This window comes from Shewanella zhangzhouensis (assembly GCF_019457615.1).
Lineage (GTDB): Bacteria > Pseudomonadota > Gammaproteobacteria > Enterobacterales > Shewanellaceae > Shewanella > Shewanella zhangzhouensis.
In genome coordinates, this window is the sequence record NZ_CP080414.1 from 2,389,525 (window position 1) to 2,404,705 (window position 15,181).

The 15,181-nt window shown below is 55.9% G+C and carries 10 protein-coding genes and 1 riboswitch; of the genes, 4 read left to right on the forward strand and 6 right to left on the reverse strand.

Annotated elements, in window-relative coordinates:
* Positions 1-14 precede the first annotated feature (14 nt).
* Positions 15-2,027 (reverse strand): phosphomethylpyrimidine synthase ThiC, encoded by a 2,013-nt coding sequence (thiC, locus tag K0H63_RS10400; RefSeq protein ID WP_220064619.1) that lies wholly within the window; start codon positions 2,025-2,027, stop codon positions 15-17.
* Positions 2,028-2,293: 266 nt separating this feature from the next.
* Positions 2,294-2,392, reverse strand: a riboswitch (TPP riboswitch).
* A 131-nt stretch (positions 2,393-2,523) separates the two neighbouring features.
* Positions 2,524-3,849: a hypothetical protein gene (locus K0H63_RS10405; RefSeq protein ID WP_220064620.1), complete on the reverse strand. Its 1,326-nt coding sequence runs from the start codon at positions 3,847-3,849 to the stop codon at positions 2,524-2,526.
* A 582-nt stretch (positions 3,850-4,431) separates the two neighbouring features.
* Between K0H63_RS10405 and trhA the strand changes: the two genes are divergently transcribed.
* Positions 4,432-5,163, forward strand: coding sequence for a PAQR family membrane homeostasis protein TrhA (gene trhA / locus K0H63_RS10410; protein WP_220064621.1), 732 nt, complete (start codon positions 4,432-4,434; stop codon positions 5,161-5,163).
* Between the two features lie 170 nt (positions 5,164-5,333).
* Here the strand turns inward: trhA and K0H63_RS10415 are convergent, their stop codons facing one another.
* The 3 genes from K0H63_RS10415 to imuA form a co-directional block, all read right to left on the reverse strand.
* Positions 5,334-8,426: an error-prone DNA polymerase gene (locus K0H63_RS10415; RefSeq protein ID WP_220064622.1), complete on the reverse strand. Its 3,093-nt coding sequence runs from the start codon at positions 8,424-8,426 to the stop codon at positions 5,334-5,336.
* Positions 8,426-10,690, reverse strand: a complete 2,265-nt coding sequence (locus K0H63_RS10420; protein ID WP_220064623.1) for a Y-family DNA polymerase — start codon at positions 10,688-10,690, stop codon at positions 8,426-8,428. The genes K0H63_RS10415 and K0H63_RS10420 overlap by 1 nt, the downstream gene beginning before the upstream one ends.
* A gap of 161 nt (positions 10,691-10,851) precedes the next feature.
* Positions 10,852-11,547, reverse strand: a complete 696-nt coding sequence (gene imuA, locus K0H63_RS10425) for a translesion DNA synthesis-associated protein ImuA (protein WP_220064624.1) — start codon at positions 11,545-11,547, stop codon at positions 10,852-10,854.
* A gap of 159 nt (positions 11,548-11,706) precedes the next feature.
* Here imuA and K0H63_RS10430 point away from each other — a divergent pair, with 159 nt between their 5' ends.
* From K0H63_RS10430 to K0H63_RS10440, 3 genes are read left to right on the forward strand one after another with little or no spacing between them, the layout of a single operon-like run.
* Positions 11,707-13,113: an ATP-binding protein gene (locus tag K0H63_RS10430; protein WP_220064625.1), complete on the forward strand. Its 1,407-nt coding sequence runs from the start codon at positions 11,707-11,709 to the stop codon at positions 13,111-13,113.
* Positions 13,114-13,148: 35 nt separating this feature from the next.
* Positions 13,149-13,490 (forward strand): MGMT family protein, encoded by a 342-nt coding sequence (locus K0H63_RS10435; RefSeq protein WP_220064626.1) that lies wholly within the window; start codon positions 13,149-13,151, stop codon positions 13,488-13,490.
* Between the two features lie 14 nt (positions 13,491-13,504).
* Positions 13,505-14,251 carry a DUF3108 domain-containing protein gene (locus tag K0H63_RS10440; RefSeq protein WP_220064627.1) on the forward strand — a complete coding sequence of 249 codons (747 nt, stop codon included), beginning with the start codon at positions 13,505-13,507 and terminating at the stop codon, positions 14,249-14,251.
* 75 nt (positions 14,252-14,326) lie between these two features.
* Here the strand turns inward: K0H63_RS10440 and K0H63_RS10445 are convergent, their stop codons facing one another.
* Positions 14,327-15,136, reverse strand: a complete 810-nt coding sequence (locus K0H63_RS10445; protein WP_220064628.1) for a class II glutamine amidotransferase — start codon at positions 15,134-15,136, stop codon at positions 14,327-14,329.
* Positions 15,137-15,181 lie beyond the last annotated feature (45 nt).

Consider the following 15,181-nt stretch of genomic DNA (forward strand, 5'->3'; position numbering starts at 1 on the left):
TTGCCCTCGCCCATTTACACCAGTTCCTGCTCGGCCTTGCGCGCCGCATCGACGTGGGCCTCACTGTAAAGCGCGCTGCCGGTTTCTTTAAAGGTGGCCGACATCTTGTCCATACCCGCCTTGGCATAGCTTTCTGCTTTGGAATAGCTGTCAGCAGCGCCCACTTCCACCGTTTGCACAGCGTCGGGGTTCTTGTTGGCTGGATTCTCTAAGCTGGCTGCATTCTCCAAACTGGCAGCATAGTCGCGCACGTCCTGGGTGATTTTCATCGAGCAGAACTTGGGGCCGCACATGGAGCAAAAGTGGGCAACCTTGGCCGACTCCTGCGGCAGAGTTTCGTCGTGATAGGCTCGGGCGGTATCGGGATCCAGCCCGAGGTTGTACTGATCTTCCCAGCGAAACTCGAACCGTGCTTTGGAGAGTGCATTGTCGCGAATTTGCGCGCCGGGATGCCCCTTGGCCACATCGGCTGCGTGGGCGGCAATCTTGTATGCGATAAGGCCTTGTTTTACATCTTCCTTGTTGGGCAGGCCGAGGTGCTCTTTGGGCGTTACGTAGCAGAGCATGGCGCAGCCGTACCAGGCAATCATCGCCGCGCCAATGCCTGAGGTGAAGTGATCGTAGCCCGGAGCTATGTCGGTGGTCTGGGGGCCCAAGGTATAAAACGGCGCCTCGGCGCAGTGCTCAAGCTGCTTGTCCATGTTCTCCTTGATGAGCTGCATGGGGATATGCCCGGGGCCTTCAATAATGGTTTGCACATCGTATTCCCAGGCGATTTTCACAAGCTCGCCAAGGGTTTCGAGCTCAGCAAACTGGGCTTCGTCATTGGCATCGGCAATGGAGCCCGGGCGCATGCCATCCCCAAGCGACAGTGACACGTCGTAGGCGGCGCAAAGCTCGCAGATCTCACGGAAATGGGTGTAAAGGAAGTTTTCTTTATGATGGCTTAAACACCACTTGGCCATGATAGAGCCGCCGCGGGACACTATGCCGGTAACCCGCTTGGCGGTCATGGGCACGTAGCGCAAGAGCACGCCCGCGTGGATGGTGAAGTAATCCACGCCCTGCTCGGCCTGCTCAATCAGGGTATCGCGGAACACTTCCCAGGTTAGATCTTCTGCGATGCCGTTGACCTTCTCCAGCGCCTGATAGATGGGCACTGTGCCAATGGGCACCGGCGAGTTGCGCACTATCCACTCGCGGGTCTCGTGAATATAGCGGCCGGTGGACAGGTCCATCACGGTGTCTGCGCCCCAGCGGGTAGACCACACCAGCTTTTCCACCTCTTCCTCGATGGAAGACGTCACCGCCGAGTTGCCGATATTGGCGTTCACCTTCACCAAAAAGTTGCGGCCGATGATCATAGGCTCAGCTTCCGGGTGGTTGATGTTGGCCGGAATAATCGCCCGGCCACGGGCCACTTCGTCCCGGACAAACTCAGGGGTGATGGATTTGCCAACCAAAGCGCCAAAGGCTTCGCCTGGCTTTTTGCGGTTAAGCTGCTCGTCGGTGACTTCATCGCGGGCCATGTTTTCACGGATGGCGATGTATTCCATCTCCGGGGTGATAATACCCTGACGGGCATAGTGCAGCTGGGTGACCCTCTTGCCCGCCTTGGCGCGGCGCGGCTTTGGCAGCACGTCAAAACGCAGGTGATCGAGCCCCTCATCGGCGAGGCGCTGCTGGGTAAAGTTGGATGAGGCGCTGTTTAGCTCCTCGGTATCGCTACGCGCTAAAATCCAGTCTTCACGCAGCTTGGGCAGCCCCTGGCGCACATTGATGTCGGCATCGGGATCTGAATAAGGTCCGGCGCAGTCGTATACCTTGATGGGCGGATTGGCTTCGAAGGTTTCTTCGCCGCGGGTGTTCACGATACGGGTATCGGTTTGATGAATTTGACGCATGCCCACCTGGATATCAGGCCGGGAGCCTTCAATGAAAATCTTTTCGGAATTGGGGTGCAATAGCGGCTTTAAGTTATCGATAAAGTCCTGGGCGGCTTTACGGGTTTCGCGGCGGTTTGACATCAGCAATCTCACTTTTGGTTTCAAAATGGAGTTGCTTGTCGGGGGAGAAAATTGAGCAGTTGAATCAGCGGCGACGACAGTTTTGCAGTGTTTTCAGCGCTGTCTGGCGTCTCATTCACCCCGGTTGCCTGGCAAACTCTCCGCGTTTTTCAGCTGAGTTTTTGCGTTGCTGGCCACTTGGTCATCAGTTTGCGGCGGGCTTTCGCCTCATTTTTCGGCTTATCTTCCGGTTTATTTTCCGGCTTAAGCTGCTGACACTAACTGGGGTGGATTTGATGCTTGTTTCCTTCGCAGGTTCTAACCTGATCAGGTTCAACGGATCCCGAATAAACGGTCTCAGCCCTAAGGCACTCCGACAAGTGCTGGCAGTATAGGCTTAAGCGAAGGCCAATGACAATAGCCACGAATGGGAAATTTATTCACGAAAGCAATGAGGCATTAATTACTTTAATTTCATGAACATTGCCCAATCTAAAGTCATTAGGATGAAAATAGTTCAACGCAAATCCTGCTTGCCCATCAATGCAAGGTACTTGTTGATACCTTCTTTAAGCGCCTTTTTTACCCTGTCCTCACCACAGCGAAATGGAAAACCCAGATTCTCGGCATGGGGATTAATGGGCGTTGGCACCTTCACCACCCGGTAGCAGGTATCGCCGGATTTTACGATGCGATTGGGATCTATGTCGGAGTCCAGGGTATTGGGTTTATAGAAATCATCGGCACTTGGTACCAGCAGCACTTCCATCTCGGGCAGAAGCTCCGACATGCCACGCCCCGCCGCATTCATGTGAACGGTCTGCTCGTCGGCGTAACTCTGCGATAAGGCATTCAACGCCTGAGCGTTTTGGCGCGCCACAAAACGGCTGGCGGGAGTCGAGAAATCAAGCTGACTGTGCTCAGATGGTGCGGGCGTCTCTATCGGCGGCAGAGATTCCCGCCGAGCCTTCTGCGCCGATTCAACTGCAGGCTGTGCTGGGAGCGGTTCATCTTTGATAGGGGCAGGCTCTTTTGGCGCTGTAGACAAGGCTGGCTCGATGGGCGCATTTTGCTCGTTCACTTGTTCACGCTTAACCTGTTCGGGTTCGGGTTCGGATTGAGGTTTGACTGCAGCGGGGTCCGATGGATTCGCCTCTGGCGGCTGTTCAATTGGCTGTTTTGGCGTGCTGAACACCAAATAGGATTGCAACGCCTTGGGCTGGTTGGCGCGCTCATCCAGCGCCGCGCTTAATGAACCCAGCTGCGGTGCCAACTGCCAGGCAAGCAGCCCCAAAACTGCAAGGTGCACCAGGGTAACGGGCAGCAGCAATTTAAGCGGCAGTGTCTGCCTAACGTCGATTCTGTCGCGCTCCAGGGTTTTATCTTGCTGTGCCGTTTGTTCTTGTTTTACGGTTTCTTGTTGTTTTACGGTTTCTTCTTGTTCAGCAGTTTCTGGCCGCGCCCCGCCATCAAGTTGCATAAAGGCCGTGAAGGCCGGAACCATTAAAGAGCCGCTGGTATGGTTAGTGCGCTCAATGCCAAGTTTAATATTGTCACCGTCTCGGGCAGGCAAAACGGGTGCAGCCAGGTGCAGCTGAGGTACATCCTTCGGGGTTCGAGTGGCAAACAAACTCAGCAAAGCCACGGAGCCATCATCCAGCCTGTCGTGCCTATGGGCATGGATAGGCTGCGGCGCAGGTGCCAAGGAGTCACCCAATCCGTTCGATTTATCCTCTTCAGCACATGCTTCGTGGCCGCCGGATTGAATGCTGCTTTCCTGCATACCCGGTGTTTTCAATTGGGGATTACGGCTGGAGTCATTGCTGTTACTGCTGTTGGTCAAACGCCTTTCCTTTTCCCTGGGCTCTTGCGTGAGCTTTTCCCTGATTTTCTGGCCTTTTGGCTGGGCTCGGTTTTACTTTATTTGTGCTGACGCTTTACTTGGGCTTACGCGTGACTTTATCTGAACCTGCACGCAGGTTTACCGGGGCTTGGTTTCCTTCTCGAGCTTCAAGCTTCAGCCTTCAGTGCTCCTGGGACTGTGAACTGTCCCCAGAGTCCAGAGTCCAGAGTCCAGAGTCCGGTGCCAATGTTGTTTCTTTTCTCCTGGAACCAGTAGTTGAACTTACCAGGCGAACTAAATTGCAGCGCCTGATAATTCACCCGCTTAAAGCCGCCACTAACCATATCGCTATTGGAACAGAGCCAAGCTGCAAAAGTTCCTGATTGGTTATCATCTCGCGCAGCCTGCTGCCAATCTTAAAGGGGTGAGATTTTGCCTTACCCCAAGGCGCCCTATTCAATGCATTGATTTAAAACAGATAAAAATATTTAAGCGTACACTTGTACTCTTTTTTGTGGTGTTTGCGGAAAGTGAATGTTAGATTAACGACTCTAATGCTAAGCCCTGTCCCAAGAGTTCATAATGCCGTCAATGCAAGCCAGCAGCGTATCAGATCCCGCTCCCGTTAATGCTCCGAAAAATGCCTCCACGGATGCTTATGGCAGCGCCAGCCCAGCCGCTTATTGCGAGCGGGAAGAACTGGCCAATACCTTAAGCCACGGCATTGGCGTGCTGGCGGCGCTGCTTGGCACAGCGGCCATGTTGTATGACAGCATCGGCCATTTGAGTTTGCTGCAAACCTTGGGCGTTGGCCTTTATGGCCTGAGTATGGTGCTGCTGTTTGCCTGCTCTACCGCCTATCACTGGGCCAAATCACCTGCACTTAAGCGTAAACTCAAACTGTTTGACCACTGCGCCATTTATCTTTTGATTGCGGGAACTTACACACCTTTTGTACTCATTACCCTTGAAGGCGCCGGTGTCGATTGGGTACTGGCTGCTATCTGGTTACTTGCGCTTGGCGGTATTGGATTCAAGCTTCTGTTTTTACATCGCTTTAAAGCATTCAGCCTGGTGCTGTACCTTGCAATGGGCTGGTTGTGTGTGGCGGTGCTCGACAAGATGATCGCAGGCATGACCGACACCGGCTTTACCCTGCTGCTCACCGGCGGCCTGTTCTACAGCCTGGGAGTGGTGTTTTATGCGGTGAAACGCATTCCCTTTAATCATGCCATTTGGCACCTGTTTGTGCTTGGCGGCGCCATCAGTCACTTCCTGTGCATTTACCTCACGGTGATCCCCAAGGGCCAGTAAGCAAAGGTCAGAGCACCAAATGGCATAAAAACTGAGACGCAAATGCAGTTCCTCTTTATGCCAGTGGTTTGCCAAACACCTATGCCCGCCAGCCTGTTGTTCACCAATCTGCTTGCCGATAACGGTACTCTGTTGACGTTGACGCTCAGCTTCCCTGTGAGCGCTCAGTGCTAGTGAAAATCCCGCGAGGCCACTTTGAGGCTATCGAGCAAGTGCGAGATATCCTCAAGCCGACCTGCCACCACATGGGTCACGCCATCGGCATGTTCCACTGTGCCATTTACTTTCAAAATGGTTGATGTCAAATACGGCTTTCGCTGCGCCCTTGCTGTGCCCATCCACACAATCAGGTTAGTGTTGCCAGTTTCATCTTCCAGGGCAATAAAGGTAACGCCCGATTCAGTACCGGGTCGCTGCCTGCCGGTCACCACACCGGCAACAGTTACCAGCTGCCCATGACGGGTGTCCTCAAGCGCTTTTGCTGTCAAAGTTTTTCCAAGCAAACCAGCGGTTCGCAACAATGCCATCGGATGTTGCCCCAGACTTAGCCCCTTGCTGCGATAATCCGCCTTGAGGCACTGCACCGCATTGGGGGCACTAAGGCTTGGCTCTGCGCCTCCTGGCAGCAGCGGCTCTGGTAAGTCATCAAACAGTGGCAGGCTTGCCTGGCGGGCCGACAATTGCCAGCGGCTTTGAAATCGGTGGCCACTGAGTAACCTGAAGGCATCGGCAGCAGCAAGCAGCTCCAAAGCGTGCCTGTCGAGCAAGACGCTGACCTCACTCAAGTGCGCAAAACCCGCCGCTGGGCGAGCGGCAACCAACCTTTGCATAGCCTGCTCTTTCAGGCCCTTAACCTGCCTGAATCCGAGCCGTATCCCAAAGTCGGTGGCAGTCTTCACCAGGCTGCTGTCCCACTGGCTGTGATTGATACACACATCAAACACCTCCACCCCATGACGACGCACGTCCTGCAACAGCTGCGATGGGCTGTAAAACCCCATCGGCTGGCTGTTCAGCAGCGCGCAGCAAAAGGCCGCCGGGTGATAAAACTTAAGATAAGCAGAGACATAGGCTAACAGCGCAAAGCTTGCCGAGTGGGATTCAGGAAAGCCATACTCGCCAAAGCCCTGAATTTGGCGAAAGATCTGCCGGGCAAAATCTTCGCTGTAGCCCCGTGCGGCCATACCATCCAGCAGTTTTTGCTCAAAGGGCCACAGCTTACCGGTATGCTTCCAACTGGCCATGGCCCGGCGCAGCGCATCCGCCTCACCGCCACTGAAACCTGCGGCCACCATGGCAAGCTTGATCACCTGTTCCTGAAAAATCGGCACCCCCATGGTGCGCTCAAGCACGGCTTTGACTGCCTCGCTGGGGTAAGTCACCGCCTCCAGTCCTTTGCGGCGCCTCAGGAACGGATGCACCATGTCACCCTGAATTGGCCCAGGGCGCACAATCGCAATTTGGATAACCAGATCGTAATAGCATGCAGGCCTGAGCCTTGGCAGCATGGACGTTTGCGCCCGGGACTCCACCTGAAACACCCCCATGCTGTCGCCGCGGCTGAGCATACGATAGACATTGGGATCTTCGGCTTTGATTGACCGCATGCCAAAGGGCTGCTGATGACGACTGATAAGCTCAAAACACTTACGAATGGCAGTTAGCATCCCCAGCGCCAGCACGTCCACTTTCAGTAGCCCCAGCGCCTCCAGATCGTCCTTATCCCACTGGATCACGGTTCTGTCTTCCATGGCGGCGTTTTCCACCGGCACCAGCTCGGCCAGTGGCCCGGCGGAAATCACAAAGCCGCCTACATGCTGGGATAAATGACGCGGAAACCCGAGCAAGGACTGCACAAGGTAGCCAAACATGTCGGCGCCAGGCAACTGTGCGGCCAATTGTTCGCGCCAGGGGTGACTCGGATCGCGCCTGTCAATGCCCTGAATGAGTCTCGCCACCAGCTCTCTGTCCAGCCCCAGCACCTTGCCTACTTCCCCCATGGCGCTTTTCAGCCGATAGGTGATCACACTCGCGGCCAGCGCCGCCCGGTGGCGACCGTATTTGCGGTAAATGTACTGGATCACTTCTTCGCGGCGCTCATGCTCAAAGTCCACATCGATATCCGGCGGCTCGTGGCGTTCTTTGGAAATAAAGCGCTCAAACAGCATATTGACCCGGGTGGGATCCACTTCGGTGATCCCAAGACAAAAACACACCACCGAATTGGCCGCCGAGCCGCGCCCCTGATGCAAAATCCGCTTGCGTCTGGCGAAGCGGACTATGTCGTAAATGGTGAGAAAAAAATACTCGTATTCAAGCTCATGGATAAGCTTAAGCTCGGCCAGGTACTGGCGTTTTACCGCCGTTGGCACCGTCAAGCCGTAGCGGCGCCGGGCGCCTTTGGCCACCTCCCGGGCAAGGTATTCACTGGCGTTTAAGCCAGCAGGCACCAGCTCGGCCGGGTACTCGTACCTGAGTTCAGCCATCGAAAACCGGCACTGGCTGGCAATCTTCTGGGTGTTGGCAATCCACTCCTGCGGATAACGGCGATGGATGCTGCCAAGGGGCCGCAAGTAATGCTCAGCGTTCTGGCACAAATGCCCTTCGGCTTCATCAAGCCTGATACCCAAGCGAATGCAGGTGAGTACATCCAAGAGCGGCTGGCGCACCGCGCTGTGCATACGCACATCTCCTGCTGCCACGCAGGGGATGTCGCACAAATCAGAGAGGCGCTTCAAATAGCGCTGCCACAGGCTGCCTGCGGCCTCAAGACACTGCTCCGCCAGAAAATAGCGCCGCCCCTGCCAGGCCGCAAGCTGCTTTGCCAGCCGCTTTTGTGTAGCAAACCACTGCCGCTCGGTCGCGGCAATGTCCGCCCCCGGATTTTGGGGCATTGGCGGGCGCCACAGCAGCACGCAGTCAGGCAACGGCGATAACAGGTCGTCCAGATTGATGCGATATTCCCCCTTGGGGGCCCGCCGCCGACCACGACTTATCAAACGGCACAGGGCACCATAACCTGCCCGGCTGGTGGCCAGCAGCACAAAGGTGCCTTCCGGCAGCCGAAATTCACTGCCAACAATCAGCGCTATTCCAGCCTCCACGGCGGCCATGTACGCCTTGACCACACCGGCCACCGAACACTCATCGGTAATGGCGATGGCACTGTAGCCAAGCCGCGCCGCCTCGGCCACCAGCTCGTGTGGGTGCGACGCGCCTCGTAAAAAGCTGTAGTTGCTGATAGCATGAAGCTCGGCGTACATCAAAACCAGCCCTGCAAGTAAAGTCCGGGCTCGCCCTCACGGCGAAACACCCAGCACAGGCCTCCTTCATGGTGGCGGGCAAGATAATAGTCCCGCGCCGCGCCCATAGGTTTCCCGCTTGGCAAACTCTCGCTTACCTGGCCAGTATCAAGCTCAGTTACGCTTTGAGCCGCCACGGTTTGGCTGCCATGCCACCAGGGCTCACGCAGCCGCTCCGGGCCGCGCAGCAGCTCAACATCGGTTTCTGCAATCGCTTCAGGCGCCACCAAAAGCCAGGGCGGGCGGCAGGCAAGTGACAGCCCTTCTGTGGCTACATCCTGTGTGGCCGCAGACTTATTGGCTGCTGCGGCTTTTGTCACTGACTCGCTCAGTTCCATCACAGCAGTCGCTGCATCGCTCTTCGTAACGGGCTCATTGGCCGCTGCTAAGCCCGTAGCTGTTGAATCCGTAGCTGTAATGTTTGAAGCGAATCGCGGCGCTATGCCCTCAGTCATCGAATCATCATTCGCCCCATCCATTGCCGCAGAATTTGCCTGGCTACCGGCTCGAGCGGCTGGAAGAGTAAAAGCTGTGTGGATGACATTCGAAGCACCAGCCGTGTTTGCGGCTTTTTTATCTGCTGCAGGAGTGATACCGGCAGCTGCTGCGCGTTGCCGCGCTGGCATGGATGAGGTGAATGGCTCTGTTGGCTTAGCCTCTGTCAGTTTTGGCTGGGTCAGTTTTGGCTGGGTCAATTTGGTCGGAGTTGGCTTTGACTGCGGGCGTGAAGGCTTTGCAGCTAAAGATGAGGCTGACAAAGATGATGCAGGCAAAGCCGTATAGGCAACCGCCACAGGTGCCGACATCGGCTGCAGGCAAAAGCTGTGCTCCGGCAAGAGCGCCTTTCTGGCGCCAAGGCGCTTTACCCTGTCTTGCCCCAGCCGGGCTTCGAGCCGGGCCAGCAAACTCAGACTGGCTCTGTGACTGTTTTCGATGGCTCCTGCCGGCGGCGCACTTCTGGGGCTAAAGTGACAGCGGTGCAGCGTCAGTGCCACTACGGGCGCCGCCAGCGTAAAGCGCTCCAGTTGCAAACGGCACAGGGCCAACAGGCCATCGGCGGTGTATTCGGCAAAGGGGTATGCCAGCGACAGGCGCGCTTCATGAACCTCTGCTGTGGACTGAATCGACTCAGCTTTATCCGAAGCTCTGGATAGCGCGCCAGTCACGCTTCCCTGACCGAGACTTGCCTTTGGGCTACCTGTGATCTCGGAGGTTTCTGTGGTTTCTGTGGTTTCTGTGGAGGTTGCCCGGTAATGCAGCACCAGCTCCAGCATCGAAACCGCCAACTGTCGCTGACGTAAAAACAGTGCCAGCTCGGCAAACATACGCCCAAGCACAAACACCAGAGCATTGAGGCTCTCGGCCTCATACATCAGCTCAAGCCGCTGACGATACTCTTCCTGCGGGCAGTAAAAGCTCTGGGGATGGGGCTGCTTACCGTTAAGCCTTGCCAATAGCAGCACAAATTCGGGACCAAAACGGATCCCAAGCTCGGCGGCGGGTAAAGCCTGCAGCGCACCTATATGCTCAAGTCCCATGCCCTCCAAACGAAAAAGCAGCGCCTCAGGCACAGGCAGGGTTGAGATTGGCAGCGCCGATAATTGCCGTGACACAGCCTCAGCTGCGCTTTTGGGCTCAGCAATCGCTTTTGATGCCGATTTTGAAGCTGAAACCTTGAGAGCCGATTGCGACGTTGCAGCCCTGGCAAACACTGGCTGCAGCGTCTTTGAAGCCAGACTGGGCCGGGTTTTGGCCAGCATACCCGCTGCCAACGGCGTGGCAGCAAAGGCCATGGCAAAGTTGCAGTGAAGCCCTTCAAGCGCGGCTGCCAATGCCTTTGCCAGCGCCGCTTCGCCGCCAAAGAGTTTTGCCATAGAGCCGGTTTCAAGCAGCAGTACATCGTGGCAACGGGCAAAAAATGTATCGGGCTCAGGAGGCGGCACCAGGCGGGCACTGAAACTGTAGCCGTGGCGACACAGCCAGTCGCAGCCTTGCCGGTGCAGCGAGAGGTTGAAGGGAAATGGCTGCACATTGGGGCACAGCTGCGCCGCGCTGCCCATGCTCTGACCTGCCATAACCCCGGCACTGGCCGCCTGCGCGCAGGCTTTAAGCACCCGCGCCTTTGCCACATCGTACAAAATAAGCGGCATGGATGGCGCCAGCCCCTGCACATGGCGCAGATAATCCAGCTCCCAATGGGGTAGCCATACACCAAGCCAGCGCATTAACCTTTAACCCAAACAGATTGATGACGGCTAAGCCCGCGGGCCAAACAGCAGCGCTGCTGAACGAACAGGCTCTGATGCAAACACAGGCTCTGCTGAAACAAGTGTCTTTGATGGACGCACAGGCAATCACGGATAAACGACATACATCATCCTCCTGCTCAGGCGCCGCCCCAGGGGCCCTGCACCACCTGCATGGATGGCTGCGGCGGTAAGTAGCGTGCCAGCAGTGGGGAAAGCCCCTCAATCTGCAAACTGTCCTGCGGTTTGCCGCCGCGGCGTTTCAGTAAGGCGAGTTCCAGCCTGTCTGAGTTACCGCCCGGGGTTAACCCCAAACGCAGCGGCAAAGGATTACCCTCAGTGGCGTCAGTCACCAGAATAATGGCCAGACAGCCGCCCTTTTCCGCCGCCAGCTGTAAACGCCGGGCTTCGGTCAGGCTTAAACGGTCAAGCCAGCCCAGCAACAAACGGCAACCACCACTGGCCAGACTCTGCTCCATGGCCCAGAGTCTGTCTTTACGCGCGTTAACATCCACCAGGCAAAAGCCTTCCGGCTGCAGTCCATGTTGCAATAAGTACTGCGGATTCAACTGCCAGGGAGCGCCAACCAAAATTACCGGGGTGTCGTTTTCGCCCTGTATGCACCTGAGCAGTGGCGTTAACAGCAGCATTGACTGCGACCCCGGCACCGGGCAACTCAGTTCACACACCCCATGGCGCGGCCAGCCGCTGTCGGGCAAGGCGGCATCCAGTGCTTCAAAGCCGGTGGCATAACCGGGCTGCTGGCAGGTTTGTTGTCCAAGCCAGATATCCTGGCGGCCAAGTTGTTTGGAAAGCTCTTGTGGACTGGTTTTCATGGGGGCACCTGTGTCTGAACCGGGTTTTGGTATCCAAACCACCAATAACTGTATATTTATACAGTATAGCAATTCTGACAAACTTGCCAATCCTCTGGGATCTGAATTGGCAAGGTGTATAATGCGAATCATTTTTATTTATAAGTCTGTGCGATTGTCATGAAGTTGTCCCGCCATCACCCCTTTGCCCGACTGCAATGGCGCCTGTTTGGCTATTTCGGCTCCTCGCTGTTGGTGATTCTGTTATTGGCCAGTCTGATTGAAGCCATGGTGCTGCATCAGCTGTTGGTGCTGCCCAAAGAAACCAAGGCGCAGCTGTCGGTGTTGGCCCGGGAGGCCGAAGCCATGGTGAAACGCGGCTCACCTCAGGCGCTGGCCGAGTGGGAGGCGGCGCAGTCGTTCAGTTTGCATGTGATTAACAGCCGCCTTGAAGGCGTGAGCGGCCGCCCGGTTCATCCGCACTTTGAATTCAAGTTGGGGTTTATGCTGGGGCCGGATCAGGCGCTGGGGGATCGGGTACAAAAGCCCATTATCGGCCTGCCGATTTATGCCACTTTCGATGACAGCGGCCCTCTGCTTTTGGCGGTGCAGCTCAATGCAAATTTGCACCCAGCCAAAGATCTCAGTTACAGCCTGTGGGCGATCCGCTTAACCGTGGGATTATTTGTGCTGTGGCTGTTCAGTCGCCTGCTGGGGCACTACCTCATCAAACCGCTGGCGACGTTGCAACAGGGCACCCGCGCCCTGGCAAGCGGAAAGCTGAGCACCCGGATCGGCGAGCACTTTTCGGCGGCTGAACCTGAGTTTTATCAGCTCGGCCACGACTTTGATGAAATGGCGGATGTGATTGAGCGCACCCTCACCACCCAGGAGCGCCTTATTCGCGACGTATCCCATGAGCTGCGCACCCCGCTTGCACGGCAAAAGCTGGCAGCCGATTTGCTGGAGGGCGATTTGGCAGAGTCCTCGCCTTACCTTAAGCGGATCCATGCCGAAAACAGCGAACTCAGCCGCTTGATAGACACGCTTTTGGGATACAGCCGCCTCGCCAGTGGTTATCAGGCCGCCCGCTGTGCGCCCTTTAATCTGCACGAGCTGGCGCAGTCACTTCTGGGTGATTGCCGTTTTGAAGCTGCGCCACGCCAACATATCGAATGGCAGGATTTGGCCGCCTGCAAGCATATCGAGCTTGAAACCGACCAAGGCCTGCTGCAGCGGGCGCTGGAAAACCTGGTGCGCAACAGCCTTAAATATGCGGGAACTGATTGTCATATTCAGATAAGCAGCCACTGCGATGATAACTGGCTCAATATCACGGTGGCGGACGATGGCCCGGGTATCGATGACACCAAGCTCGAGACCCTGTTCCATCCCTTTACCCGCTTTGATGAGGCCCGTCACGCCAGTCAGGGCGGATTTGGACTGGGGCTTGCCATAGTGCGGGAGTGTGTGCGCCTGCTCGGCGGCGATGTCTCGGCCGGACGCAGTGAGCTTGGCGGGTTGGAAGTTAAGCTGTTGCTGCCGTTGCGGCTTAAAAGGCTGGCTGCTGCCGACAAGGCAATTTAGTATAGGTGCATGAATTGCTTTTGGAAGGTGAACGGATGTCCAGCCTGAGTCCAAGCCGGATCTGGCATATAGTGACCCTCATTCCCGAGGGCAAGGTGCTCAGTTATGGCAAAGTGGCCGACCTTGCCGGGTTGCCCGGCCGCGCCCGCTATGTATCACGGGCTCTTAAGCTGGCACCGGACAGCCTGGCACTGCCCTGGCACAGGGTGATAAACAGCCAGGGAAAAATTGCCTTTCCAAAAGACACTGAGCCCTTTCGGCTGCAACAAGAAAGCCTGCGTCTTGAGGGGGTTATCGTGAACCAAGGCAAAATCAACTTGTCTGAATATGAGTGGCGGCCCGACATGGCCACCCTGATATTGAGTCTGCCTTACTGACGCCAAGGAGCTGTATGCGCAAGTTTCTGTTATCCCTCGCCCTGCCACTGCTGAGTGCCAGTGCTTTAAGTATTAGCGCCTTTGCCCAAAACTCACTGACGCCCTTTGAAGCCGACTACAAGGTACTGTACGGCGATATTGGCCTGGGCAAGGCTCATTTCAGCCTGCCGGCGCCCGAAGGAAATTACTACCAGTACAATTTTACCAGCGAGCTAAGTCTGCTGTTTTTAAGCGATGAGCGCAGTATCAAGAGTAAATTCCGCCGCACCGACCATGGTCTTGAGCCCATGGTGTTTATCCATCAGCGCACCGGTACCGGCAGCGATTTCAGCGAGCAGGTGGCCTTTTTGAAAGACAAGTCCATCGTGCGCAGCAACTACAAGGGCGAGCATGTTGAACTGCCGTTTGAGAACAAGCTCTACGACACCATGATGGTGCAGTTGCAATTCCGTCAGGATCTGATTGAAGGCAAAGACGCACTCGAATACCACATGGTGAAAGACAACGAGATTGATGACTACTCGTTCAAGCGCATGGGCGAGGAAGTGCTGAATATCGATGGCACCGAGTACCGCACCCTGCGCCTTGAAGTAATACGTGACAGCAAGAAGCGTAAAACCGTGGTGTGGATGGCGCCTGATCTGGCCTATCTGCCGGTACGCATGACTCACTTTGAAAAAGGCGACAAACAGCTGGATGTGCAGCTGACCGGGTATCGCTTTATCGACACTACGCCCGCACCGCTGGCGGCCAATCCTTAAGCGGTAAAAAAAGCCACAAAAAAGCCGGCAATTCCCGGCTTTTTTAATCTTTACGCTATGCCAGCAGTTCCCGGGTTATTCGTTTGTATCCGTGTTTACCACAACGGCACCGACACCAACTACTTCACCTTTACAAAACAGCTGCCACTGACCGGGCTGCATGATGTTCCAGGCCTCGTTGTCGGTTAATGGCCGGGTGGCTATCACGGTAACCACATCATTGGGGGTGGTTTCCTTGTCAAAATCAATCACCACATCGGTATCAATCAACTTGGCCTTGCCAAAAGGCGCGCGGCGGGTGATGTGGCTTAAGTTATTACTGCAAAAGCTCATCAGGTAGTTGCCTTCCGAAAGGATCATATTAAACACCCCAAGGGCGCGGACCTCTTCGGCAAGCTCCGCCACGTAGGCGAACACCGGCAACATGTCTTCGGGGCGCTCATCGCCAAAGCGGGCCACCAGCTTTTCCAAAATCCAGCAAAACGCCAGTTCACTGTCGGTGTCTCCCACAGGGCGGAAGCGGCGCACCGCAAACTTGCCCTTATAGTCACTCAACTGGCCGTTATGGGCATAAGTCCAGTTCAGGCCCCAGAGTTCCCTGTCAAAGGGGTGGGTATTTTCCAGCGCCACACAGCCACGGTTGGCCTGGCGGATGTGGCTTATCACGGTTTCGCTTTTAATCGGGTATGACTTAATCAAGCGGGCAATGTGTGATTCGCTTGACGGGCAGGCATCTTTAAAGGTGCGGCTGCCCTTGCCTTCATAAAAGGTAATGCCCCAGCCATCCACATGGGGGCCGGTTACCCCGCCACGCTCAGCCAGCCCGGTAAAACTGAACACAATGTCGGTGGGCACGTTGGCGCTCATCGCCAATAATTCACACATAATCAAGGCACCTGAAGGTCACAAATACAACAACTAACTTATTGT

Excerpts from the sequence above, each read along its gene's own strand:
- K0H63_RS10435 (WP_220064626.1), top strand. The coding sequence starts at position 13,149 with ATGTCCAGCCTGAGTCCAAGCCGGATCTGGCATATAGTGACCCTCATT.
- K0H63_RS10445 (WP_220064628.1), bottom strand. The coding sequence starts at position 15,136 with ATGTGTGAATTATTGGCGATGAGCGCCAACGTGCCCACCGACATTGTG.
- thiC (WP_220064619.1), bottom strand. The coding sequence starts at position 2,027 with ATGTCAAACCGCCGCGAAACCCGTAAAGCCGCCCAGGACTTTATCGAT.
- trhA (WP_220064621.1), top strand. The coding sequence starts at position 4,432 with ATGCCGTCAATGCAAGCCAGCAGCGTATCAGATCCCGCTCCCGTTAAT.
- K0H63_RS10430 (WP_220064625.1), top strand. The coding sequence starts at position 11,707 with ATGAAGTTGTCCCGCCATCACCCCTTTGCCCGACTGCAATGGCGCCTG.
- K0H63_RS10415 (WP_220064622.1), bottom strand. The coding sequence starts at position 8,426 with ATGTACGCCGAGCTTCATGCTATCAGCAACTACAGCTTTTTACGAGGC.
- K0H63_RS10420 (WP_220064623.1), bottom strand. The coding sequence starts at position 10,690 with ATGCGCTGGCTTGGTGTATGGCTACCCCATTGGGAGCTGGATTATCTG.
- K0H63_RS10440 (WP_220064627.1), top strand. The coding sequence starts at position 13,505 with ATGCGCAAGTTTCTGTTATCCCTCGCCCTGCCACTGCTGAGTGCCAGT.
- imuA (WP_220064624.1), bottom strand. The coding sequence starts at position 11,547 with ATGAAAACCAGTCCACAAGAGCTTTCCAAACAACTTGGCCGCCAGGAT.